The 22,654-nt window shown below is 63.7% G+C and carries 22 protein-coding genes; 9 read left to right on the top strand and 13 right to left on the bottom strand.

The window, feature by feature from the left end; genetic code table 11:
• Nucleotides 1-44: 44 nt before the first annotated feature.
• Nucleotides 45-635: an acyl-homoserine-lactone synthase gene (locus tag M3I53_RS08615; protein ID WP_254315525.1), complete on the bottom strand. Its 591-nt coding sequence runs from the start codon at nt 633-635 to the stop codon at nt 45-47.
• Between the two features lie 168 nt (nt 636-803).
• Between M3I53_RS08615 and M3I53_RS08610 the strand changes: the two genes are divergently transcribed.
• Nucleotides 804-1,118 (top strand): helix-turn-helix transcriptional regulator, encoded by a 315-nt coding sequence (locus M3I53_RS08610; RefSeq protein ID WP_035514098.1) that lies wholly within the window; start codon nt 804-806, stop codon nt 1,116-1,118.
• Here M3I53_RS08610 and M3I53_RS08605 read toward each other — a convergent pair.
• Together M3I53_RS08605 and M3I53_RS08600 are read right to left on the bottom strand one after the other, a co-directional pair.
• Complete coding sequence (locus tag M3I53_RS08605) at nt 1,102-1,806, bottom strand: LuxR family transcriptional regulator (protein WP_028206371.1); 705 nt, start codon at nt 1,804-1,806, stop codon at nt 1,102-1,104. The two genes, M3I53_RS08610 and M3I53_RS08605, sit on opposite strands and share 17 nt — an antisense overlap.
• 464 nt (nt 1,807-2,270) lie before the next feature.
• Nucleotides 2,271-2,711, bottom strand: coding sequence for a DUF3005 domain-containing protein (locus tag M3I53_RS08600; protein WP_254315678.1), 441 nt, complete (start codon nt 2,709-2,711; stop codon nt 2,271-2,273).
• A 326-nt stretch (nt 2,712-3,037) separates the two neighbouring features.
• Here M3I53_RS08600 and M3I53_RS08595 point away from each other — a divergent pair, with 326 nt between their 5' ends.
• Both M3I53_RS08595 and epsC read left to right on the top strand, forming a co-directional pair.
• Nucleotides 3,038-3,271 carry a hypothetical protein gene (locus M3I53_RS08595; RefSeq protein ID WP_028206369.1) on the top strand — a complete coding sequence of 78 codons (234 nt, stop codon included), beginning with the start codon at nt 3,038-3,040 and terminating at the stop codon, nt 3,269-3,271.
• Nucleotides 3,272-3,388: 117 nt separating this feature from the next.
• A complete protein-coding gene (gene epsC, locus M3I53_RS08590) occupies nt 3,389-4,318 on the top strand; it encodes a serine O-acetyltransferase EpsC (protein WP_254315524.1) in 930 nt (309 codons plus the stop codon).
• Nucleotides 4,319-4,365: 47 nt separating this feature from the next.
• Here the strand turns inward: epsC and folE are convergent, their stop codons facing one another.
• A complete protein-coding gene (gene folE / locus M3I53_RS08585; protein WP_254315523.1) occupies nt 4,366-5,070 on the bottom strand; it encodes a GTP cyclohydrolase I FolE in 705 nt (234 codons plus the stop codon).
• 90 nt (nt 5,071-5,160) lie between these two features.
• Entirely contained in the window at nt 5,161-6,084 is a 924-nt protein-coding gene (locus M3I53_RS08580) for a LysR family transcriptional regulator (RefSeq protein WP_254315522.1), read from the bottom strand.
• A gap of 314 nt (nt 6,085-6,398) precedes the next feature.
• On the opposite strand from M3I53_RS08580, the gene M3I53_RS08575 reads away from it, so the two are divergent.
• The 5 genes from M3I53_RS08575 (at nt 6,399) to pcaC (ending at nt 10,487) form a co-directional block, all read left to right on the top strand.
• Nucleotides 6,399-7,106 (top strand): 3-oxoacid CoA-transferase subunit A, encoded by a 708-nt coding sequence (locus M3I53_RS08575; protein WP_254315521.1) that lies wholly within the window; start codon nt 6,399-6,401, stop codon nt 7,104-7,106.
• 17 nt (nt 7,107-7,123) lie between these two features.
• Entirely contained in the window at nt 7,124-7,783 is a 660-nt protein-coding gene (locus M3I53_RS08570; RefSeq protein WP_042260188.1) for a 3-oxoacid CoA-transferase subunit B, read from the top strand.
• A 129-nt stretch (nt 7,784-7,912) separates the two neighbouring features.
• Nucleotides 7,913-9,265 carry a 3-carboxy-cis,cis-muconate cycloisomerase gene (locus M3I53_RS08565; RefSeq protein WP_254315520.1) on the top strand — a complete coding sequence of 451 codons (1,353 nt, stop codon included), beginning with the start codon at nt 7,913-7,915 and terminating at the stop codon, nt 9,263-9,265.
• A gap of 44 nt (nt 9,266-9,309) precedes the next feature.
• A complete protein-coding gene (gene pcaD / locus M3I53_RS08560) occupies nt 9,310-10,098 on the top strand; it encodes a 3-oxoadipate enol-lactonase (RefSeq protein ID WP_254315519.1) in 789 nt (262 codons plus the stop codon).
• Entirely contained in the window at nt 10,098-10,487 is a 390-nt protein-coding gene (gene pcaC / locus M3I53_RS08555; RefSeq protein WP_028206361.1) for a 4-carboxymuconolactone decarboxylase, read from the top strand. Before pcaD ends, pcaC begins: the two co-directional genes overlap by 1 nt.
• Before the next feature lie 37 nt (nt 10,488-10,524).
• Here pcaC and M3I53_RS08550 read toward each other — a convergent pair whose 3' ends face one another.
• From M3I53_RS08550 to M3I53_RS08540, 3 genes are all read right to left on the bottom strand, one after another.
• A complete protein-coding gene (locus M3I53_RS08550; protein WP_254315518.1) occupies nt 10,525-11,592 on the bottom strand; it encodes an NAD(P)/FAD-dependent oxidoreductase in 1,068 nt (355 codons plus the stop codon).
• 44 nt (nt 11,593-11,636) lie between these two features.
• Nucleotides 11,637-11,885, bottom strand: a complete 249-nt coding sequence (locus tag M3I53_RS08545; RefSeq protein WP_069267122.1) for a hypothetical protein — start codon at nt 11,883-11,885, stop codon at nt 11,637-11,639.
• 226 nt (nt 11,886-12,111) lie between these two features.
• Entirely contained in the window at nt 12,112-13,440 is a 1,329-nt protein-coding gene (locus tag M3I53_RS08540; RefSeq protein ID WP_254315517.1) for an aspartate aminotransferase family protein, read from the bottom strand.
• A gap of 170 nt (nt 13,441-13,610) precedes the next feature.
• Between M3I53_RS08540 and M3I53_RS08535 the strand changes: the two genes are divergently transcribed.
• Nucleotides 13,611-15,014, top strand: coding sequence for a PLP-dependent aminotransferase family protein (locus M3I53_RS08535; protein ID WP_254315516.1), 1,404 nt, complete (start codon nt 13,611-13,613; stop codon nt 15,012-15,014).
• 21 nt (nt 15,015-15,035) lie between these two features.
• Here the strand turns inward: M3I53_RS08535 and M3I53_RS08530 are convergent, their stop codons facing one another.
• From M3I53_RS08530 to M3I53_RS08510, 5 genes are all read right to left on the bottom strand, one after another.
• Nucleotides 15,036-17,411: a DNA polymerase II gene (locus M3I53_RS08530; RefSeq protein WP_254315515.1), complete on the bottom strand. Its 2,376-nt coding sequence runs from the start codon at nt 17,409-17,411 to the stop codon at nt 15,036-15,038.
• Between the two features lie 72 nt (nt 17,412-17,483).
• On the bottom strand, nt 17,484-18,101 hold the full coding sequence (locus M3I53_RS08525; RefSeq protein ID WP_254315514.1) for a LysE family translocator: 618 nt from the start codon (nt 18,099-18,101) through the stop codon (nt 17,484-17,486).
• Between the two features lie 201 nt (nt 18,102-18,302).
• Nucleotides 18,303-19,757 carry a DUF2252 domain-containing protein gene (locus M3I53_RS08520; protein WP_254315513.1) on the bottom strand — a complete coding sequence of 485 codons (1,455 nt, stop codon included), beginning with the start codon at nt 19,755-19,757 and terminating at the stop codon, nt 18,303-18,305.
• A 57-nt stretch (nt 19,758-19,814) separates the two neighbouring features.
• Nucleotides 19,815-21,548 (bottom strand): SulP family inorganic anion transporter, encoded by a 1,734-nt coding sequence (locus M3I53_RS08515; protein ID WP_254315512.1) that lies wholly within the window; start codon nt 21,546-21,548, stop codon nt 19,815-19,817.
• The gene (locus M3I53_RS08510) at nt 21,545-22,345 is read right to left on the bottom strand and encodes a TrkA family potassium uptake protein (protein ID WP_254315511.1); all 801 of its coding nucleotides are present in this window, start codon (nt 22,343-22,345) and stop codon (nt 21,545-21,547) included. The genes M3I53_RS08515 and M3I53_RS08510 overlap by 4 nt, the downstream gene beginning before the upstream one ends.
• Between the last annotated feature and the right edge of the window lie 309 nt (nt 22,346-22,654).

The following is a 22,654-nucleotide window of genomic DNA, read 5'->3' as shown; positions in this document are numbered from 1 at the left end:
ACAACACCCAGCCAGGGCATATTTGTCTCTGCGCGGCGTCGCTCTCAGGCGGCCTGGGCCATCGCCCCGAACAGCGCGTGGTGCGTCTGTTGGCTCATCGCGATTTCCAGCGCGACGGCATTCTCCACGCCAATGCGCATCGGCGCGCCGAGCCGCGTCAGCTCGATGCCCGTGCGACGCAGCAGGCGCTCCATGGGCGTCGTGGTCACCGTCACATAGCTGTTGATGCCCGCGCGGTCAGCGAAAGAGACGACAGCGCGCATCGCGCTCATGGTCACGTCGGCAAAGCCGAAGGCCTGATCGTTGCCCGATTCGATGGCGAAGCGGCTCAGTTCCCAGATGTTGCGGGCCGTTGGCGCAGCCTTGCCTTGCAGCAGTTGCGGGAAGGTGTCGCGCAACATGTTGGGACCTTCGGTGGGCATCATGCGCCAGCATCCGCGCACGTGGCCCGCGCCGTCCTGGATCAGCATGTAATGGGGGCCGAGCGCGTCGTAGCCGTCGATTTCCATCCCCGCGATGGTGGGAATGTCCCAGCCGAGGCGGTCGCGGAACACCCGCGCGCGCAGCCGGTACATTTCATTGATGTCCTCGTTGTCGAAGTCCTGTCTCAGTCCGATCCGTATCGCAGCTTGCATGACAACTCTCCCGATTTGTGTGGAAGCGCGGCAGTACGGTTCGAAAGCTATGCGTTATGAATATAAAAAAACACCTATCTAGATAGGTAGGTGCGCAGATAGGGCCTCTTAAGGAGAATCACTTCCGCGGCAGTCACTCATCAGGCATATCTGACAGCGAGAGTCATCATGGAACTTATGGGCAATCAATGGCACTCGGGTGCGAATACCATGTCGTCCCCGGGAGATCTGTCCTCGGTCGTCGACCGCGTCCTGATCATTGCGTATCGGAAGAAGAAGAAAGAGAGCCAGCGCCGCTTCTGGGCGCGTTTCGGCGTAACGCAGTCGCGCGGCAGCCGGTTCGAGTCGGGCGCGGAGATTCCGCCGCCGGTGTCGATCCTGCTGGGGCTGTATTTCAACAAGACGATTTCGGACGGCGACCTTGGCCGTGCCGAGCGCGTGTTGCGCGGCGAAGCACCGATGGTGCTTAGCCCGGGTCAATAAGACCCATCTGGGTCGCAATCACGGCTGCCGCTCGCCGTGAGTTCACGCCGAACTTCCCGCGAATGTTCTTCATGTGGAAGTTCACGACGGCTTCAGAGCAGTTCAGGATGTGAGAAATTTCCCAAGTGGACTTGCCTAGCGCAGTCCACTTGAGGCATTCCTTTTCCCGTGGCGTGAGCTTGGGAATCAGCGACTGGACATGGTCGTTCAGGTGCCGCTGGCTCGTGTCCAGCACGAGATCGCGCAGCAGGACGAGGTTCGGCAGCGCGCGGTTTACGTCGTCCCAGAATTTGTCCGTGGGATTCGCGTCGTTGACGAAGCAGAGCATGCCGATTTCCTGGCGCGGGCCATGGATCGGCAGGGTGATGCCTGCGCGCAGCCCGTACGAGCGGGCCTCCTCATACATGGATTGTTGCTGCTCGGTCGCGAACAGCTCCGGCGACCAGATGAGCGGCGCCGACCGCGTGGTGCAATGCGAGACGGTCGGGTCGAAGTAGGCCATACCGTGGTCGTTGTACGTCTGCCGCCAGGCGGCCGAGTAGTTCGTGCGGATGAACGCATCCTCGAGCCTCATGCCCGGGCGCGGCAAGATCGCCAGCATGAGCTGGCTGAATCCCCACGAGCTGGCGAGCTTCGCCACCGCGTCGAACCACGCTGCCTCTTCGGGCGCGTCGAGCACGGGCGACATCTGCTCAATAAAATGTAGAGGCACGTTCAACACTCTCCATCAGCGCTGGGCGAGATCGCGGGGCAAGCCCTCAGACACTCGCTCCTCGCTTCTTATGATGTAAGAATTTATCACTAAATTCCTATCTGATCCCCCCTCGTCTGCAATCCTCCCGCTTTGCTGGGGTCATTTCTGTCAGATTTCGGTGACATCGGAGAGAATTCTGGTCCCCTGAACAAGCGTCAGGCTGCACGAAAGTTGTGCATTGCGGGAAGCCGAAATAAAGCCAAGCGGCATTTCGAAAGCGACAAAAGCGTGCTACTCGCCAAGGTAATGCCGGCGATTTATCGGCTTTCATTAATTTTCAGGCTTTTCATTTCGATTTTTAGCTGCGCTCGACTGGATACTGTCCGTATCCGCCATTGCTGCGATCTCGCCTGGATAATCGCCAACGGTTCGCCGCACGGTGAGCGGCGAACCGTTGTTCAGGGCTTGCGCTGCAACGCGATCACGCGCGTCGGGCGCAGATGATTGAGCGCGAAGTGCAGGCGTCCCGGGCTGCGGCGCACGCCCGCTTCGCGTGCGGCGTTGCGCTGCCAGTCCACCTCGCTGGACTCTTCGGGCGCGCTCATGCCGAGGTCGACGACCTCGTAGCCGGACTCGAGCGCGATCGGCAGCCGGTGCACGCCCTTGCGGCTGTCGAAACCCGCCAGGCCGTCATCCGATTCGGCCACGCTGTTGACGAGAGTGGCGTTGCTGGTCGTCACTTCGTCGGGGCCGATGCAGCCTTCGCCCGCCAGGCGCGCCGCCTCGCGGTTCTTGCCGTCGGTGTCGACCGAGCTGTCGTGCGTGCGGTCGTTGTGGAGCTCGGCGCTGCGCGGCCGCGACTGCGACGCGCTGACGTCTCCCATATTCGCTTTTTGCATGTCGTCGGGACGATTCATGATGCTTCCTCCTTGGAAGAGCTGGGTGCCTGCGTTCAGCAGGCAATTCCGCAAGCGCCGTTCCGCTGCAGCGCCGCACCCTTGAATCGGGGGTGAAAAGCAAGCCGGTTCGCCAGGAGAACGCGTCCAGCTATGTTGCATTTTTTTCGTTGGTTCGGCCTTTTTCCCAGGAGTATGATCCTCTTTCAACGAGTTGGCGCGCTTTCGATTAATGGGCCGGGCGAGGGCTCATGCTGTGGCTTTGCCGCACGATCCTGAATGCACGCGCCAAATAAAATGGACGAGGCAGTCAGGGGCGGGTGACACACATGCACTTCGACGCTGCATTTACGCATCGTGGCTATTTGCTGAACTGCGCACCGGCGCGTGCCGGTGACGGCACGTATCAACCGTATGTGGTGATTTCGCGCTCGAGCGACGGCGAACTCGTTGCCAACCGATTTTTCCCTGCCGAATTGCGCTTTTCCGATGAGGCGGCCGCCATCGCCCATGCGCGCGACTGGGCCGTTCGCTGGATCGACGCGAGCACGGTCACGCTTTGAGCGCCCAGCGGGCGTAGCCCGGCTTCGAGGGCTTCGGCGAACTCCCGCAAAACGCGGTAATCTCTAGGGTCGATACACTCACTCCCGCACGGAACCTGCGTCTGTTGCCGCATCACCATGTCCAAAGCTGATTCCCCCGACTGGGGTCTCGAACAGATCGTCGCCGATCTGCGTGCGTCGCGCGAAGAGCGGCACCGCACGCGCCATCCCCTCGGTATCCGCGAACTGCCGTCACGCGATGCCGTCGTCACCATCGTGGCCGGCCTGCGCGCCGCGCTCTTTCCCACGCATTACGGCGCGCCCGACCTGACCGACGAGAGCATCGACTATTACGTGGGCCATACGCTCGACAGCACCTTGCGGCTGCTTGCCGAGCAGATTCGCCGCGCGTTGCGCTTCCTGCCGGAAAGCTCGCAGGCGAGCGACGACGAGCTACGCGCGCGCGCATTCGACGTGGCGCGCGAGTTCGGCCGGCAACTGCCCGATATTCGCGCGCTGCTCGTGAGCGACATTCAGGCGGCGTTCACGGGCGACCCGGCCGCTCAACACATCACCGAGATCCTGCTGTGCTACCCGGGCGTGTGGGCCATGACGCATCATCGGCTCGCCCATGCGCTGCATCGTCTCGGCGTGCCGCTGCTCGCGCGCTTCATCAACGAGATCGCGCATTCGGCAACGGGCATCGACATTCACCCCGGCGCACAGATCGGTTCGAGCTTCTTCATTGACCACGGCACGGGCGTCGTGATCGGCGAGACGGCGATTATCGGCGAACGCGTGCGCGTCTATCAGGCCGTGACGCTCGGTGCGAAGAGTTTCGCGGCCGACCTCGACGGTACGCTCGTTAAGGGCAATGCGCGCCATCCTGTTGTGGAGGACGACGTGGTGATCTACGCGGGCGCGACGATTCTCGGCCGCGTGACCATCGGGCGCGGCTCGGTAATTGGCGGGAACGTGTGGCTCACGCATAGCGTGCCGCCGGGCAGCAGCGTGCGCCAGGGCAAGATTCGCGAGATCGAGCGGGGCGACGAAAGTCCGCTCAAGTAAGGAGGGGAACGGGACACGCAGTCCCGTTCTTTATCTGTGCGTTCCGGTCAAGTATTCGAGACGCTCATTGCGCTCGGATTGCCGACGATCGCGAGAAACTCGCGGCGCGTGGAAGGATCGGTGCGGAACGTGCCGAGCATGCGCGACGTCACCATCTCCACACCCGCCTTGTGCACCCCGCGCGTGGACATGCATTGATGCGATGCTTCGAGTATCACGCCCACGCCCTTGGGCTGCAGGATTTCATTGAGCGTGTCGGCGATCTGCGCGGTCATCTTCTCCTGGATCTGCAGGCGCTTCGCGAATGCGTCGACGAGACGCGCCAGCTTCGAGATACCCACCACGCGATGCTCGGGCAAATACGCCACGTGTGCGCGCCCGATGATCGGCACCATGTGATGCTCGCAGTAGCTCTCGAAGCGGATGTCCTTCAACACGATCATTTCGTCGTAGCCGTCCACCTCCGAGAAGGTGCGCGACAGGATTTCGCGCGGATCGACCTCATAGCCCGCGAAGAATTCCTCATAGGCGCGCACGACGCGACCCGGCGTATCGAGCAGCCCTTCGCGAGCCGGGTCGTCCCCGGCCCAGCGCAACAGCACGCGCACCGCATCCTCGGCTTCGGCGCGTGACGGACGCGTGGCGCTCGTGCTCGCTGCGTTCTTGCGTTGCTTCGCACCTTGGGTCGCGCTTAGCTTCGCGCTTTGTTTCGCGCTTTGTTTCGATTTCCCGGCCTTTTTTTCTTCGCTCATGCATGGGCTCCTGACATGTGGAAGGACGCCGCTTTGGCGTGCACCACGAGCGCCCATTGTTTCATGTTTTGCCGTGCTTGGCGCGAGGGGTCATTTGGGCCATTCGTCCATGGCGTCGTTGAACAGTTCCGCCACGATGCTTCGCAGCCATGCGCCACGCGGCGCATTGTGATACTTGCGATGCCAGTGCTGCTTGAGATCGAAACGCGGCAATTGCAGCGGCGGCTCGACGAGCGTGATCGATGCGTGCTCGGACACATAGGCGAAGCCGATTGCATGCGGCACGGTCGCGATGAGATCGGAGCGCGTGAGAATGAACGGCAGGCTCATGAAGTGAGGCGTTTCGAGCACGGCGCGCCGGCGCATGCGCCTTTTCTCCAGATACTGTTCCAGCACTTCCTGGCTGCGTCCTTCGGCGCGCACGACAGCATGGCCCATGGCGAGAAACTGCTCGATCGTCATCGCTTTGCCCGCGAGCGGATGCCCGCTGCGCATCATGCAGATGAAGCGGTGCGTGAAGAGGCGCTGCTGAAAGAAGTTGTTGCCGCCGAGGTCGGGGAAATAACCGACTGCGAGATCGATGTCGCCGGATTCGAGACCGCGCTCGACCTGACCAGGCGGCAGCGACACCGAACGCAGGTTTGCGTTGGGCGCGCGTTCGGCGAAAACCTGGAGGAGGCGCGGCAGAAACACGATCTCGCCGACGTCGGAGAGCGCGATGGAGAACGTGTGCGTGCTCGTGGCGGGATCGAAGTCCTGCGCCTGCAGCATGCCTTTCTCGATGTGCACCAGCGCGTCGCGCGCGGCGGGAATGAGGCCGAGCGCGCGCGGCGTAGGCTCCATGCCGCGCGAGGTGCGCACGAAGAGCGGGTCGCCGAAGAACTCGCGCAGCTTGCCGAGCGCCGTGCTCACGCGCGGCTGGCTCACGCCGAGCCGCTCGGCGGCGCGGCTCACGTTGCGCGTTTCCTCCATGGCCACGAGAAAGGGGATGAGATTCAGATCGAGGTCGTGCATGAAGGCGCGGGCGCGGCGGCGCTGACTATGTCGAAATCGGATAAAGACTAGTCGATGAATCGGCATTTCGCATATTGGGGTATCTGCTCACGGGCGCGCCCGGCCTGACGGATGGGCCGCGTGTGCGATCCGCCGCTTGCCGGCGCCGGGATGAAGTAGATTGCCCGTGTGGGTAGACCCGCCTTGACAAGCGCTTGAATCCACTCCGATAATGCGCGGGACGTTCGCTAAACGAATCAGTGTTCGTATATAGAACTTTTCCGCGATCCAGTGACGTGGACCTTCCGCGATGCGCATCGCTCTCAGGAACAGGCATGATCAACAAGATTTTCGACTCGCTTCAAGCCGCCGTGGCCGATGTGCATGACGGCGCCACGGTGATGATCGGCGGCTTCGGCACGGCCGGTATGCCCGCCGAACTGATCGACGCGCTCATCGAGCAGGGCGCGCGCGACCTCACCATCGTGAATAACAACGCAGGCAACGGCGACATCGGCCTTGCCGCGCTGCTCAAGGCGAAGCGTGTGCGCAAGATCATCTGCTCGTTCCCGCGCCAGACCGACTCGTATGTGTTCGATGCGCTCTATCGCGCCGGCGAAATCGAACTCGAACTCGTGCCGCAAGGCAATCTGGCTGAGCGCATTCGCGCCGCCGGTGCCGGCATTGGCGGCTTCTTCACGCCCACGGGCTACGCCACGAAGCTGGCCGAAGGCAAGGAAACGCGCCTGATCGACGGCCGTCATTATGTGCTCGAAGCCCCGCTGCACGCCGACTTCGCGCTCATCAAGGCGTACAAGGGCGATCGCTGGGGCAACCTCGTCTATCGCAAGACGGCGCGCAACTTCGGCCCGATCATGGCTAGCGCGGCGAAGGTCGCCGTCGCACAGGTTTCGGAGGTCGTCGAACTCGGTCAGCTCGATCCGGAAAACATCGTGACGCCCGGCATTTTCGTGCAACGCGTCGTGGCAGTGCCGCAAGCGGCGCATCAAGCGCACGCCGACCAAAGCGGCCAGGCAGCCTGAAGGAACGGAGAGAGGCAATGAAACGACTCAATCGCGATGAAATGGCCAAGCGCGTGGCCGCGGACATTCCCGAAGGCGCGTATGTGAATCTCGGCATCGGCGTTCCGACGCTGGTGGCCAACCACCTCGATCCGAGCAAGGAAATCTTCCTGCACAGCGAGAACGGCCTGCTCGGCATGGGCCCGGCGCCCGCGCCCGGCGAAGAAGACGACGAACTCATCAACGCGGGCAAGCAGCACGTCACGCTGCTCACCGGCGGCGCCTTCTTCCACCACGCCGACTCGTTCGCGATGATGCGCGGCGGCCACCTCGACTACTGCGTGCTCGGCGCGTTCCAGGTGTCGGTGAACGGCGACCTCGCGAACTGGCACACGGGCGCGCCCGACGCGATTCCGGCCGTGGGCGGCGCGATGGACCTCGCACTCGGCGCCAAGCAGGTGTTCGTCATGATGGAACTGCTCACCAAGCAGGGCGAAAGCAAGCTCGTGAGCGAATGCTCGTACCCGGTCACGGGCGTGGGCTGCGTGGGCCGCATCTATACCGACCTCGCCGCGTTCGACGTCACGCCCGAAGGCCTCGCCGTGCGCGAGATATATTCGGACATCGATTTCGACGCGCTGCAGAAGCTCGCCGGCGTGCCGCTGATCGACGCGACGCAAAACCGTCGCGCAGCGTAAAGTGTCTGTAGACGTGCGCATCGTCCGCACGTGAGTGGCGCGGCAACCGTCGGCATTCGTCGACGGTTGCCGCGCCCGCTTCGTTCCGGCTGTATCGGAACGCCTGCTTTTTTCCGCGCGCCACACTCCATGATTGAACGCCTCACGAGCCTGATCTGCGGGACCGAACCGATGAACGCGGTCTGGTCTCCCGATGCCACGCTGCAACGCATGCTGGACGTCGAAGCGGCGCTTGCGCGCGCCTCTGCGGCGCATGGCGTGATTCCGCAGTCCGCCGTGGCCGCGATCGTCGCGGCCTGCGCGGCGGACCAGCTCGACGCACCGGCGCTAGCGCGCGACGCCGCGCTGGGCGGCAACCTGGCGATCCCGCTCGTCAAGCAGCTCACGGCGCGCGTGAAGGCCGCCGACCCCGAAGCCGCCAAGTACGTTCACTGGGGCGCCACGAGCCAGGACATCATCGACACGGCCACCGTGCTGCAGTTGCGCGACGCGCTCGCGCTGATCGAGCGCGGCATCGACGCCCTGTGTGCGACTCTCGCGGACCTCGCGCGCACGCATCGCGCGACGCCGGCGGTCGGGCGCACGTGGCTGCAGCAGGCGCTGCCCACCACGCTCGGATTGAAGTTCGCACAATGGCTCGACGCGATGCTGCGCCATCGCGAACGCCTCGTCGTGCTGCGCGAGCGGGCGCTCGTGCTGCAGTTCGGCGGTGCGGCAGGCACGCTCGCGAGTCTGCGCGACGCCGCCCCGGCGGTGAGCGCCGCGCTCGCGCAAGAACTCGGTCTCGCGCTGCCCGCGTTGCCGTGGCACACGCAGCGCGACCGCATTGCCGAAGCCGCATCGTTCTTCGGCATGCTCATCGGCACGCTCGGCAAGATCGCGCGCGACATCTCCTTGCAGATGCAGACCGAAGTCGGCGAGCTGGGCGAACCGGCGGCGGCAGGCAAGGGCGGTTCCTCGACCATGCCGCACAAACGCAACCCTGTGGGTTGCGCAGCCGTCCTGACGGCTGCCACGCGCGCGCCGGGTCTCGTCGCAACGGTGTTCGCGGGCATGGTTCAGGAACACGAGCGCGCACTCGGCGGCTGGCAAGCCGAGTGGGATGCGCTGCCCGATCTCGCGCGCCTCGCCGGCGGCGCGCTCGCGCAGATCGAGCAAATCACGGCCGGACTCGAAGTGCGGCCCGAACGGCTCGCGGCGAATCTCGACATCACGCACGGACTCATTCTCGGCGAAGCCGTGATGCTCGCGCTCGGCGACCGGATCGGGCGCCTGGACGCGCATCATCTCGTTGAGCACGCATCGAAATCCGCGGTGCAAAGCGGCCGTACGCTGTACGAAGTCCTCGCGGCGGATCCCGCCGTGACGAGGCACCTGGACGAAGCGCGCCTCAAAGCGCTGCTCGATCCGGCCAACTACGTGGGGCAGGCGCCCGCGTTCGTCGACGCGGTGCTCGCGTCGTATGAAGCGAAAGCAAAGTAACGCACGCCCCATTGATCATGGAAGACACACGAGGAGTAACACGCATGCCTTACGCAGCCGTCAACGACACGCATTTGTTCTACCGCATCGACGGTTCGGAGAACCGCTCGGCGCCATGGGTGGTTCTGTCGAATTCGCTCGGTAGCGACGTGTCGATGTGGACGCCGCAGATCGCCGAGTTCACGAAGCACTTCCGCGTGCTGCGCTACGACACGCGCGGCCACGGCCACTCGGCGGCGCCGCAGGGCCCGTACACCATCGAGCAACTGACCGGCGACGTGATCGGCCTGATGGACCAGCTCGGCATCGAACGCGCGCATTTCGTAGGTGTTTCGATGGGCGGCCTGACCGGCGTCGGCCTCGGCGCGCGCTACGCCAACCGCATCGACCGGCTCGTGTTGTGCAATACCGCCGCGAAGATCGGCTCGCCGGAAGTGTGGGTGCCGCGTGCGGCGAAGGCTCGCAGCGAAGGCATGCTCGCGCTCGCCGAAGCGGTGCTGCCGCGCTGGTACACGCCCGAATTCATCGCGAACAATGCGCTCGTGATGTCGCAGGTCCGCGACGTGTTCGTGCATACCGACAAGGACGGCTATGCTTCGAACTGCGAAGCGATCAACGCCGCCGATCTGCGCGGCGAGGCGCCGTCTATCAAGGCGCGCACGCTCGTGATCTCGGGTACGCACGATCTGGCCGCGACGCCCGCCCAAGGGCGCGAACTGGCCGAATCGGTGCCGGGCGCGCGCTATGTCGAGCTGAACGCCGCGCACATCTCGAACGTCGAGCTGGCGGACGAGTACAACAAGATCGTGGTCGATTTCCTGCTGGGGGCGTGATGAACGACGAAGACCGCTACGAAGCCGGCATGAAGGTGCGCCGCGCGGTGCTGGGCGACGCGCACGTCGATCGCTCGCTCGCCAACCGCACCGAAGTGACCGAGGAATTCCAGAACTTCATTTCGCGCTACGCGTGGGGCGAGATCTGGACGCGCGATGGCCTGCCGCGCCACACGCGCAGCCTGTTGACGATCGCGATGATGGTCGCGCTCAACCGCAGCGAAGAACTCGCGCTGCATCTGCGCGCCGCGCGCAACAACGGCGTCACGCGCGACGAGATCAAGGAAGTGCTGCTGCAGACAGCGATTTACTGCGGCGTGCCGGCGGCGAACTCGGCGTTCCATCTCGCTGACCGCATCTTCCGCGAGCAGGACGCCGAGCAAGCCTGATCGTGCGGTGACAAAGCGCGGGGCACGCGCTCCGCGTTCAGTCGAATACCGGCGACTCCACGCCGAGCACCTTGTGCAGGCGTGTGCTGGTCGTGGTGTACTGCAGATGAATTTTCTTCTCGGGAAACACGTGATGCGCCGCGCCGAACGCAGCGAGCGCGGCTTCGTGAAAGCCGGAGAGAATCAGCTTCTTCTTGCCCGGATAGGTATTGATATCGCCGACGGCAAAGATGCCCGGCACGCTCGTCTCGAAGCGCGCCGTATCCACGGGCAACTGCTTGCGCTCGATCTCGAGGCCCCATTGCGCGATCGGCCCGAGTTGCGGCGACAAGCCGTAGAACACGAGCAGGTAGTCGAGATCCAGCGAGCGCGTGACGCCGTCGCCGCCCGTCACCTTGATGCGTTTGAGCTTGCCGCCTTCGTCGTCGAAGCCGGTCAGCTGGCCGACGATGGACTGCATGCGCCATTCCTCGCATAGCGCGTGCATCTTCGCGACGGTTGCCGGCGCGGCGCGATAGCCCTCGCGCCGGTGCAGCAGAATCACGCTCTGCGCGACGTCCACGAGCTGCAGCGCCCAGTCGAGCGCCGAATCCCCGCCGCCACACACTACGACGTCCTTGTCGCGAAAGGGTTCGACATCGCGCACGCGGTAGAACAGCTGGGTGTCGCGGTAGCGCTCGATGCCGCTCAGCTTGAGCGTGCGCGGCTGAAAAGAGCCCACGCCCGCCGCGATGAACACCGTCTTCGCCAGAAACTGCGTACCCTTGCTCGTCTGCACGAAAAAGCGGCCGTCGGCGCGCGGCTCGACGATCTGCACTTCCTGGCCGAGATGGAACGTCGCGCCAAAAGGCTCGATCTGCTGCATCAGCGCATCGACGAGCTGTTGGCCGGTGCACATCAGCACCGCCGGAATGTCGTAGATCGGCTTGTCGGGGTATAGCTCGGCACACTGGCCGCCCACCACCGGCAGCGAGTCGACCACGTGCGCGTGGATTTCCATCAGGCCCAGTTCGAATACCTGGAAAAGTCCCACCGGCCCGGCGCCGATGATGAGCGCATCGGTTTCGATAAGCTGCGGCGGGAAGCGATCGTTGCGCTCGTTCATCGGCGAGCTCTCCTTGCAAGAGGCAGGGACAATGATCAAGAGTCCTATTCTTCCGGCTGCACGTCGGCTACGTAGCGGCGCAGGCAGGCGAGCAGCGCGGCTTCCTCGGCGCGGCTCGCTGCGTCGCTGGCCGAACCCGCGTCGCGCTCTTCGCCGAACATGGCCGCGGGCGCGGGGATCGTGTCGACCACGCGGCCGTCACGGAACACACGGATTTGATGGGTCGCTTCCATATACTCGGCGATCCAGTGGACGCCCTCGATATGCGTGCCGATGCGGACTGGCATCTTCATGAGATTCCCTCCTGGCCAGCGCACGTCGGTCGATGCGCGCTCGCCGCAATCGCGTTTCTTATGGCGGATAGGGCAACGATACGCCGATGGCGCGCGCTGTGCTTGAACCGGGTCCTCGCGCGCCGACGGCCGGAAAAAGAAAGGGCGGCCCGAGCCCGGGCCGCCCTTGCGGCGGATTACCAAATGAAAGCAGGCGCGCGTAAGCCGTTAGCTCGCGCCTCGCGCGTTACTGCACCGTGGCGAGCACGTCGCGCACCGTGCCGAACAGGCGTGCGATTTCCTCTTCGGTCACGATGAGCGGCGGCGAGAACGCCAGGATGTCGCCCGTGAAGCGGATCAGCACGCCCGCCTCGAAGCACTTCACGAAAACCTCGTAAGCGCGCGCGCCAGGTGCGCCGTCGCGCGAGTCGAGTTCGACGCCGGCAACGAGGCCAAGATTGCGCACGTCTTTCACGTGCTTCTCGCCGCGCAGCGCATGCGCGGCGGCTTCGAACTTCGGCGCGAGCGCGTCGGCGCGCTCGAACAGGCCCTCGCGGCGATACAGATCCTGCGTCGCGATCGCGGCGGCGGCGGCGAGCGGGTGCGCCGAATAGGTGTAGCCGTGGAACAGTTCGATTGCGCCCTGCGCGCCGCTATTCACGATCGTGTCGTGGACCGTGCGGCTCGCGGCCACGCCGCCCATCGGCACGGCGGCGTTGTTGATCGCCTTGGCCATGGTGATGATGTCCGGCGTCACGCCGAAATACTCGCTGGCCGTGGCCTTGCCGAGGCGACCGAAGCCCGTGATGACCTCGTCGAAAATCAGCAGGATGCCGTGCTTCGTGCAGATCTCGCGCAGACGCTGCAGATAGCCTTGCGGCGGAATCAGCACGCCGGTCGAGCCTGCCACCGGTTCGACGATCACGGCGGCGATGGTCGAGGCGTCGTGCAGCGCGACGATGCGCTCGAGGTCTTCCGCGAGATGGGCCCCCCAGGCCGGCTGGCCTTTCGAGAACGCGTTGTGCTCGAGATTGTGCGTGTGCGGCAGATGATCGACTGCGGGCAGCAGCTGGCCCGAGAACGCCTTGCGATTTGGCCCGATGCCGCCCACCGAGATGCCGCCGAAGCCCACGCCGTGATAGCCGCGCTCGCGGCCGATCAGCTTGGTGCGCTGGCCTTCGCCGCGTGCGCGATGGTAGGCGAGCGCGATCTTCAGTGCGGTGTCGACCGACTCGGAGCCGGAGTTCGTGAAGAACACACGGTCGAGGCCGGCCGGCATGATTTCGGCGATCTTCTGGGCCGCTTCGAATGCGAGCGGGTGGCCCATCTGGAAGGTGGGGGCAAAGTCCAGCGTACCGGCCTGCTGGGCGATTGCGGCGACGATTTCCTCGCGCGCATGGCCCGCGTTCACACACCAGAGGCCCGCGCTGCCGTCCAGCACTTCGCGGCCATCGGTCGTGCGGTAGTACATGCCCTTGGCCGATTCGAGCAGGCGCGGCGCGGCCTTGAACTGGCGATTGGCGGTGAAGGGCATCCAGAACGACGAGAGATCGTCGATGACGGGGCGCGAAGTCATGCGTGCTTCTCCTCAAATGGGTTTGGCTCAACTGTAGCGCCGAGGCTTGAACGACGGCATAGACAGTCTCTATACTGATCTGCAAACCGTGCTGGACAATTCTCGCCAACTGTATTGGTCGGCATCCGGAATCGTACGGGTTTTCCCTCGCACTATACGCTTGCTTTCCGATGATCGAACTCGAACTGGAGCGCGGCCGCGGCGTTACTACAACGCTTGTCGAGCAGCTCGTGCAGGGCTTTACGCGCGCGATCGAAGCGCAAACGCTGCGCGCCGGGGCGCTCTTGCCCTCGGTGCGCCAGCTCGCGCAATCGCACGAACTATCGACCTATACAGTGACCGAGGCGTACAACCGTCTCGTTTCGATGGGCTTCGTCGTCGCGCGGCGCGGCTCGGGCTACCGCGTGGCGCCCCGGAGCGAGTCGGCGCGGGCGAGCGCGACGGGCTGGCAGCCGCCCACGCTGACGGCGACGTGGCTGCTCTCCGACGTGTTCGCCGATCATTCGGTGCCGATCAAGGCGGGGTGCGGCTGGGTGCCGGGCGAGTGGATCAACGAAAGCGGCCTGCAGCACGCCTTGCGCGCCATGAGCCGGGTGCCGGCCGTGCGCCTTGGCGACTACGGGCACCCGTACGGTTACGCGCCGCTGCGCGAGCGCATCGCGGCGCAGCTGGATCGTCAGGGGCTGCCTGTCGAGGTGTCGAACGTCCTGCTCACGCAGGGCGCGACGCAGGGGCTCGACCTTATCGTGCGTACGCTGCTGCGGCCCGGCGACACGGTGCTCGTGGAAGACCCCGGCTACTGCAATCTGCTGCAGATTCTCAAGCTCGCGGGGCTCACGGTGCGCGGCGTGCCGCGCACGCCCGCCGGGCTCGACATCGAGGCGCTCGAGCGCCAGGTGGCGGCGCACCAGCCGAAGGCGATCTTCGTGAACACGACGCTGCAGAATCCCACCGGCGCGACGTATGCGATGTCCAACGCCTTCCGCTTGCTGCAGATCGCCGAACGCCAGCGCATGTGGGTCGTCGAGGACGATGTGAGCCGCGAGCTTGCGCCGCCAGGCGCGCCGCTGCTCGCGGCGATGGAAGGCTTGCAGCGCGTGCTGTACGTGAGCGGCTTTTCGAAGACGGTCACGCCTTCTCTGCGTTGCGGCTATGTGGTCGCCGAGCGCGATGTGCTGCGCGAACTGGCGCGCGCGAAGATGGCGGTGGGGCTCACCTCGTCGGCGACCATCGAGCGCATGGTCGACAAGGTCTTGCTCGAAGGACGCCACGCGCGCCATGTCGAACTCGTGAACGAACGGCTGAAGGCCGCGCATGCCTGCGTGGAGGAGCGGCTCGACGGGCTGGGGCTCGAGATATTCCACCGGCCGCGCGCGGGCTTGTTCGTGTGGGCGCGCCTTGCCATCGAACCCGAACGGGCCGGCGCGATCGCCACGGCGGCGTTGCGCGACGGCATCTGGCTCGCGCCTGGCTCGTATTTCAGGCCCGACGACGAACCGAGCGCGTGGTTTCGCTTCAACGCGCCATATTCGACGGACGATGCGCTGTGGCGGTTCATTGAGCGCGCGCGTTAGGGCGGCCGAGATGGCGCATGCCTAGAACAAACTCTGTTGCCCCGACATCAACGTATCGAAATCCTCGCGCAGGAACGGCAGAATCGCATCCGCAACAGGCTGTAGCTGGCGGCTCACATAGAACGCGTAGTCGAGCGGCGAACTCAGCGTCTCGAGCGGCTCGGGTCCGGCCGTCGTCATCACGTAGCTGATCCAGCCGCCGTTCTGATACTGGAGCGGACGGCCTTTCGCGCGATTGAACTCGTCCGCGACACGCGCCGCCCGCACGTGCGGCGGCACGTTGCGCTGGTACTCGACGAGCGGCCGCCGCAAACGCTTGCGGTAGACGAGCTGGTCATCGAGTTCGCCATTGAGCGTGCGCCGCACATAGTCGCGAATGTACTCAACGTAGGGCTCGCGCTGGAAAATGCGCCGGTACAGTTCGCGCTGGAATTCCTGAGCGAGCGGCGTCCAGTCGGTGCGCACCGTTTCGAGGCCCTTGAACACGACTTCTTCGCCGCCGTGCTTCGCCAGTGTGAGGCCGGCGTAGCGCTTTTTGCTGCCTTCTTCCGCACCGCGCACCGTGGGCATGAGAAAGCGCGAATAGTGGCGTTCGAACTGCAGCTCCAGGGCGCTTTGGAGACCGAAGCGCTCCTGCAGTTCGGCCTTCCACCAGGCATTCACGTGATCGACGAGCTGCTTGCCGGTTCGCGTGGCGTCGGCTTCGCTGTGCGCGTGCTTGAGCCAGACGAAGGTCGAATCGGTGTCGCCGTAGATCACGTCGTAGCCTTGCGCCTCGATGAGTTGACGGGTTCTGCGCATGATCTCGTGCCCGCGCATCGTGATCGAAGAGGCGAGGCGCGGGTCGAAGAAGCGGCAGCCGGTCGATCCGAGCACGCCGTAAAACGCGTTCATGATGATTTTGAGCGCCTGCGAAAGCGGGGCGTTGTGCTGCCGCTTCGCATGTTCACGGCCCTCCCAGACCTGGCGGACGATTTCCGGCAGACAGTGCTTCTCGCGGGAAAAGCGCGCGCCGAGAAAGCCGGGCACGGACGCTTCGTCGCTCGGGTCGCCCAGCCCTTCGATGAGCCCGACGGGATCGATCAGGAAGGTGCGGATGATCGAGGGGTAGAGGCTCTTGTAATCGAGCACGAGCACCGAATCGTAGATGCCGGGGCGCGAGTCCATGACGAAGCCGCCGGGGCTGTTTTCGCCCACCACGTCGCCGAGATTGGGCGCGACGTAGCCGAGCCGATGCATTTTCGGCAGATACAGATGCGTGAACGCGGCGACCGAACCGCCGCTTCGATCCACGGGTAGCCCCGTGACGGACGCGCGTTCGAGCAGAAACGCCATCAGCTCGGTTTTCTCGAAGACGCGCGTGACCAGTTCGCAGTCCTTGAGGTTGTAGCGGGCCAGCGCGGGTTTGTCTTCGTCGAAGCGGCGTTGGATCTCGTCCATGCGCTGATACGGATTGTCGATCGACTTGCCCTCGCCGAGCAGCGCCTGCGCGACGTATTCGAGGCTGAACGACGGGAAGCTCCAGGTGGCCGAGCGCAGCGCCTCGATGCCGTCGATGATGAGGCGGCCCGCGGCGCCCGCGAAGAAGTGATTCTCCCGCATGCCGTGCTCGCGCCACTCCATGACTTCGCCGCCGCGCCCAAGACGCAGGGGCACGCCGGTTTGCTGGGCATGCGCGTGCAGCACGCGCAAATCGAACTGCACGAGATTCCAGCCGATGATCGCGTCGGGATCGTGCTTCGCCATCCAGGCGTTGAGGCATTCGAGCATCTGCGCGCGGCTTTCGCAGTAATCGAAGTCGAAGTCGATCAGGCTCGCGTCGCCATTTGCGGGGCCGAGCATATAGACCTGGCGTTGTCCGCATCCTTCGAGCGCGATCGAATAAAGTTCGCCCTTGGCGCTCGTTTCGATGTCGAGCGACACCAGTTTCAACTGCGGGCGATAGCCGTTGGCGGGCTTCATCTCGCCTTCGAGCAGCACGCCGCTTTCGTCCTGGCTGCCCGCATCGCCGCGAAACAGCACGGGCGCGGTGATGAAGCGCTCCATCATGTAGCGATCGGGCGGCTGGATATCGGCTTCGTAGACGTCGACGCCCGCTTTGGCGAGTCGCCTGGCGTTCCCGGTCAGAGCGCGATATTGCGGCGAGTAGAGCCCCAGCACCGGGCGGCGCTGGAAGTCGCGCAAGTTGAGGGGGCGTAGATCGGCGCGTGCGTCGCCCTTTAGCTCGGCGCGGGCCGCCGCTTCCTGAGCGGCGGGCACGAATGCGACAGAGGGCTGGGGACGCAGGCGCAACTGGCGCGGCCCCGCTTCGGTCGCAAGCCAGAAGTCGACCTCGGTGTGTTCGCCCGTATCGCGCCAGTGGCGGGTGAGAATAAAACCCGCTTCAAACTCAGACAAAGTGTGACTCCGCCGCCCATGTTTCCCGCTTGGGATTGTAACGTTTGAATGTGCGAAAGGCGGCGGGTCGATTTAATGTTGAAGCAAATGCGCGAACATCGGATACAGCGAAACGAGCAACGAAAGCGCCATCAAGACATTGAAGGCGCGCAGCCGCCGCGGATTCGACAAAAAGCGCCGCATGCTGGTGCCGAACGCGGCCCAGATGCAGATGCAGGGCAGGCCGACCACATAGAACAGGAACGCCATCGCCATCGTGTTGGTGCCGAAGTTCGTGGAAAGGCGGATCGTGGTGGCGGCCGTGAGCACCATCATCCACGCCTTGGGATTGACCCACTGGAACGCGATGGCTTCATGAAAGCGCATGGGCCGGTGCTCGCCGCTCTTCACCTTGATGTCGCCCGAGCTGCCGATTTTCCACGCGAGATACAGCAGGTACGCAATGCTCGCGACTTCCAGCACGGTATAGAGCGACGGGATGTGCCTGAAGACCTGGCCAAGCCCGAAGCCCACCGAGAGCATGAGCACGACCACGCCCGCGCTGATGCCGAGAATGTGCGGCAGCGTGCGACGAAAACCGAAGTTGACGCCGGAAGCGAGCAACATGGTGTTATTGGGGCCGGGCGTGATGCTCGTGACGACGACGAAGAGCATGCCGGCGGGCAGCGCGCTGAGCATTTCGGGCAGCATGATGCGAAGGTTCCGGAAAGAGAATCGATGGAACCAGTGTATCGACAGTTCTCGGTACAGTACCGGTACAGTTGTGGGGACGCTAAACGGTACGGATTGGGGGCGTGAAAGGGCCGAGTGGCATCTACGGAACCGCCGCACAGGCCGTGAGCGGCGCGCGTCACCGCTCCGGACCGAACGGCGCTCGAATCCGCTCGAATCCTATTGACGAATGACCTGAATGCGTCCCGACTTGACTGCCGCTTTCAAAACCGCCCAGTCCTGTTCATTTTGTTCTGCGTAGGCGAGCGAGAATCGCACGATGGCTTCGTCGAATACCGCTGACTTGCCCGCATATCCGCTGAGCAACGCGGGATCGGCTGCTTTTGCCATCGAATGGGCCAACGCGTGGGCGCAGGAAACCGCATACTCGCCGAGATCTTCGACGTCGAAGGTCGTGAAGTCGAAGGCGCCCTTCATGTCGCGCAATTGCCTCACATAGAAGTCATTGCCGGTGTGGCGCATCTTCGACCACCCGAGAAAGATGTCACTGGCAGACTGCAGCAGACGCTGCCCGTTGACCACACGTTGACCATGATTCGGATAACGGCTCGGCGGCAAGTAGCCCTCCAGCACGGAAGCGCGCGCCTCCTTGAGTTGAAGGAAAAGCGGGCAATCGCCGTCGGCCATGAAAAGCGCCTCATAGCAACGCGTTCCAACCGAGCCGATGCCCACCACACGAATGGCGACATCGACCAGCTCATATCGGTCGAACAGTGCGCGCCTGTCGTCGGGAAGCGTCAGCCGGTAATCGGCGAAGAAGCGCCGTACCATCGCGTTGTACTGCTTGCTGTCACTCGCGCTCTCCAGCGGTACGTGATACACGAGCGGCGGTACGTCCTTGATCCGCAGCTTGCCATTGACTACCTCGGTTGCATGACTCAGCACGGAACGCGACGACTGTTGTCTTGCCTTTTCGATGACGGCCAGTTCCTTGTTCCTTTCCTCAACCGAATCGGCAATGGCCAGCATGCTCGCCGCCTTGAACTGGCAGTACCAGACGTCGAGCGTGTCCATGCGGCTGAAGTCGGCGAGCCGTTGGCGGAAGGTTGCGCACAACCGGCGCACGATGCGTTGCTGGTCACGCAAGGTAAATCCGCGCTCGCGCGTAGCGATCACGAACGATGTCGCGAGTCTGCGTACGTCCCAGTCGAATGGTCCAGGCAGCGTCTCGTCGAAGTCGTTGGGGCCGAACAGAACGCGCCGCTCGGGGCTCGCGAACAGACCGAAGTTGGCAAGGTGCGCATCGCCACCCAGTTGCACGATTACGTTGGAATGCGGCAGCTTCGACAGATCGTGCGCCATGAGCGGCGCCGCGCCGCGATAGAACGCGAAGGGACTCGCGACCATCCGTCCATAACGGATGGGTATCAGTTCCGTCACCCGCCCCACGTTGGAAGCGTCGAGGAGTGCGATGGGATCGCGATCTGCAATCCGGCATTCGGCGAGCTTCTCGCGCGGCACTTCCTTGCGAGCCGTCTTGCCCCGTCTGACGCGATCGGCCAGCGAGCCGCGCCCCGCAAAGAGTGTGGATGGGTCTTCCTGCACCGCCGCCGTACCCGGGTCAGCGAGAACTGCGCCGGGGGCGGCGCGCTTTGTGTTAGCGGGATCGGGCACGCAGCACTCCTTTTTTCGATTCAAGGCCGGATCGGACCTGTGTCATTTCAGGTCGCTTCATTGCGGCTTGGCGTCTTGAGAAGTTGAGGACGTAGACGGCGAAATGTCACGTAGTGCCTCGATAGCGGCATCGACGGTTGCAAAGACCTCGCGATGCACGCCACTCACACGCAATGCCTTGTACCGCTCGATTTCGTGTCGGACGCCCGAGGGGAGGGCGACCGCGGCTATGCCCACACCGTGCTTGTCGAGTTCGCCGCCTAGCTGGATCAAGGTCTTGCCTGCCGTGTAGTCGATGTTGCTGATCTCCGATGCGTCGATCACCACCCAGCGCAGCCCCGGACTTGCTTCGTTGACAAGCTTGAGCACCTCTTCCGTGAATCGGCCGGTGTTCGCATAGAACAGGTCTGCTTCGAAACGGTAGACGACGATCCCAGGTGCGGCGAGCAGATCGGGCTCGACATGTCGCGCGATCCAGCTGTCGCCGGGGCCTCGCGTCAGCACCCGGGTCCGCAGGCGGTAGCTGTGGCGTGCATGCGCGATCAGGGAAAGCACGACGGCAGCAAGAATGCCGTGCATCACGTCGACGAACACGACCACGCCCGCAGTCAGCAACGCCACGACGAGTTCGTCCTTCTGCATGCGATACAGTTCGGTCATGCCTTTCACGTCGATCAGCTTTACGCCGATCATGAAGACGATGGCCGACAACACGGCGGCTGGGAGCAGACTCAGCGGTCTCGTGAGAAATAGCAGCACCAGCAGCACGATGGCGGCAGTCGTGAGATGGGCGACCTGGGTGCGGCCGCCCGCGTCGTCGAGCATCTCGGTCTTGGTCGGGCTGCCGTTCACGACGAATGTTCCCGTGAAAGCCGCTGCCGCGTTGGCGGCCGCGAGCCCGATGATATCGGCGTTGTCGTCGCCCCTTTCGTTATAGCGATTGGCGTACGCGCGTGCCGTTGCTGCGCTCTGGGCAATGATGACGATGAAGCATGAGGCGGCGGTGATCAGTACCTGGTTGATCTCGCCCATATGCAACGGTGGGAGGAACAATGACGGGAGTCCCCCCGGTACTTCGCCCGTCACCGCGATGCCATGTCCGGCAAAATTGAACACGCCGCTTGCCACGATGGAGCCGATCACGGCGATCAGCGCACCCGGTGCGCGCGGCACGAAGCGCTTGCAGCCGATGATCACCACGAGCACCGCGATCGAGAGCATCGTGGTCGGAAGATTGGCCTGGGCCACGCGTTGCAACGCGGAGGCGATCTGCATCAACGGCCCATGCCCTTGCTTGGCGAGTCCGATCAGGCCGGCAAGCTCGCCTGCTGCGACCTGAATGCCGACGCCGGTCAGGAAGCCGATCAACGCGCTGCGGGAAAGAAAGTCGGCCAGAAAACCCAGACGAAAAACACGCGCGATCACCAGCATTACGGCGACCGTCAAGGCGACTGTACTCGTGAGAGCGACATAGTCCTTGCTGCCGAGTGCGGCGACGGCCGTCAAGGTACCCGCGAGAATGGCGGCAGTGGCCGAGTCGGCGGCGACGACCAGTTGTCGCGACGCACCAAAGAGCGCGAACGCCACGAGCGGCAGCAGGATCGTGTAGAGGCCCGTCACGGTGGGGGTGCCGGCAATTTTCGTGTATCCCATCACTTCGGGAATGCCGAGCGCCGCCAGCGTGATCCCGGCGATGATGTCGTGCGGCAGTTGCGCGGCATTGAAGGGCAGCAGTCCCTGCAGGAAAGCCAGGTGTGGGAGGCGGTGCGGTGCAGGAGCGGCGGGCTTCATCGTGCGGCCTCCGCTGCAGTGGTAACCCTGATGACCAGTGCTTTGGCGATGATGTCGTCGGCAATGACGACGTTGGTCGCGCCAGCGTTCTCCAGCAGCCCTTTTCGCAAGGGGTTTTCGCCCGGTACGGCAATGGCGAGCGACGGGTTGAGCGTATGGGCCAGCAGGGTGATTGCCAGATTGTTATTGCTGTCGGGTGTCGTGACGAACATGGCTTTCGCGCTGTCGAGTCGCGCACGCTTGAGCACTTCGTCGAAGGCGTCCGGCGAGCCGAGTACGACCAGATGCCCGCAATCCGTTGCCCGGTTGGCCTGATCCTGATCGCCCACGAGTACGAGCACGGTGTTTCCCTCCTCATGCAGGTAGTTTGCAACCCGCTCTCCGAGAGAATGGAATCCCACTACCACGACATGATTGGCGAGCTGCTCGAGCTTGCGTTCCATGATTCTGTTCTCCCGATAAGCCATCACGTCATCGCCCGATAGCATGCCTGTGAGTCTCGAAACTGCGAACCCGCCGATCAGCAGTGTCGCGCCCATGGCCAGAAGCATGAAGCCCTTTTGAGGCGGACTGAATTCGCTGAAGGCGCCGAGTGTCGTAATGAGATTGACTCCGTTCCAAAGAGCCGTAAACAGTTTGTCGGGGAAAGCGTTGCTGGACTGATCGAGGGCGACCAGCCCGATGGTGGCGCCGCCCAGCAGCATGACGAGAAGGCCGATTGTGTGATGCGCGCGACGGCGCCATTCTCGAATACGGATGGCCCCAAGACGAGGTTCATCGACACGGAAGATCCACATGGTTACCTCGGATTGTTGGTCTGATCGAGACAACAGCGAACCTGATGCCAAGGGATACGCTCTCCCTTTTTGTGCCCGTAGTCAATAGTAAATAATCAGGAGCCCAATATATTGAACGGGGGAGCGACGACGCAATGCGGCAACGTGTTTCAGACGATAAAACAGATCGGAAGGAAAGAGATAATTTTATAGCCGCTAACGCATCTCGTGGTAGTTAGCCGATTAAGAACCAGGCCACGCGTCGCAATCGCGATCAAACTCTGCTTGTCATTGCTGTCGACGCATGGTGCTGGAGATCGACTAGCGCAT

Origin of the sequence: Paraburkholderia sp. CNPSo 3272, from assembly GCF_024206495.1 — a bacterium.
Classification (GTDB): domain Bacteria; phylum Pseudomonadota; class Gammaproteobacteria; order Burkholderiales; family Burkholderiaceae; genus Paraburkholderia.
This window is presented reverse-complemented; position numbering and strand designations above follow the sequence as displayed.

What these genes read in the sequence shown, in the direction of transcription:
- M3I53_RS08610 (WP_035514098.1), top strand. Translation starts at nt 804, where the DNA reads ATGGAACTTATGGGCAATCAATGGCACTCGGGTGCGAATACCATGTCG.
- M3I53_RS08565 (WP_254315520.1), top strand. Translation starts at nt 7,913, where the DNA reads ATGATTGAACGCCTCACGAGCCTGATCTGCGGGACCGAACCGATGAAC.
- M3I53_RS08525 (WP_254315514.1), bottom strand. Translation starts at nt 18,101, where the DNA reads ATGCTGCCCGAAATGCTCAGCGCGCTGCCCGCCGGCATGCTCTTCGTC.
- pcaD (WP_254315519.1), top strand. Translation starts at nt 9,310, where the DNA reads ATGCCTTACGCAGCCGTCAACGACACGCATTTGTTCTACCGCATCGAC.
- M3I53_RS08570 (WP_042260188.1), top strand. Translation starts at nt 7,124, where the DNA reads ATGAAACGACTCAATCGCGATGAAATGGCCAAGCGCGTGGCCGCGGAC.
- M3I53_RS08540 (WP_254315517.1), bottom strand. Translation starts at nt 13,440, where the DNA reads ATGACTTCGCGCCCCGTCATCGACGATCTCTCGTCGTTCTGGATGCCC.
- M3I53_RS08605 (WP_028206371.1), bottom strand. Translation starts at nt 1,806, where the DNA reads ATGTCGCCCGTGCTCGACGCGCCCGAAGAGGCAGCGTGGTTCGACGCG.
- M3I53_RS08550 (WP_254315518.1), bottom strand. Translation starts at nt 11,592, where the DNA reads ATGAACGAGCGCAACGATCGCTTCCCGCCGCAGCTTATCGAAACCGAT.
- folE (WP_254315523.1), bottom strand. Translation starts at nt 5,070, where the DNA reads ATGAGCGAAGAAAAAAAGGCCGGGAAATCGAAACAAAGCGCGAAACAA.
- M3I53_RS08510 (WP_254315511.1), bottom strand. Translation starts at nt 22,345, where the DNA reads ATGTGGATCTTCCGTGTCGATGAACCTCGTCTTGGGGCCATCCGTATT.
- M3I53_RS08575 (WP_254315521.1), top strand. Translation starts at nt 6,399, where the DNA reads ATGATCAACAAGATTTTCGACTCGCTTCAAGCCGCCGTGGCCGATGTG.
- M3I53_RS08595 (WP_028206369.1), top strand. Translation starts at nt 3,038, where the DNA reads ATGCACTTCGACGCTGCATTTACGCATCGTGGCTATTTGCTGAACTGC.
- M3I53_RS08580 (WP_254315522.1), bottom strand. Translation starts at nt 6,084, where the DNA reads ATGCACGACCTCGATCTGAATCTCATCCCCTTTCTCGTGGCCATGGAG.
- M3I53_RS08615 (WP_254315525.1), bottom strand. Translation starts at nt 635, where the DNA reads ATGCAAGCTGCGATACGGATCGGACTGAGACAGGACTTCGACAACGAG.
- pcaC (WP_028206361.1), top strand. Translation starts at nt 10,098, where the DNA reads ATGAACGACGAAGACCGCTACGAAGCCGGCATGAAGGTGCGCCGCGCG.
- M3I53_RS08535 (WP_254315516.1), top strand. Translation starts at nt 13,611, where the DNA reads ATGATCGAACTCGAACTGGAGCGCGGCCGCGGCGTTACTACAACGCTT.
- M3I53_RS08545 (WP_069267122.1), bottom strand. Translation starts at nt 11,885, where the DNA reads ATGAAGATGCCAGTCCGCATCGGCACGCATATCGAGGGCGTCCACTGG.
- M3I53_RS08600 (WP_254315678.1), bottom strand. Translation starts at nt 2,711, where the DNA reads ATGCAAAAAGCGAATATGGGAGACGTCAGCGCGTCGCAGTCGCGGCCG.
- M3I53_RS08515 (WP_254315512.1), bottom strand. Translation starts at nt 21,548, where the DNA reads ATGAAGCCCGCCGCTCCTGCACCGCACCGCCTCCCACACCTGGCTTTC.
- epsC (WP_254315524.1), top strand. Translation starts at nt 3,389, where the DNA reads ATGTCCAAAGCTGATTCCCCCGACTGGGGTCTCGAACAGATCGTCGCC.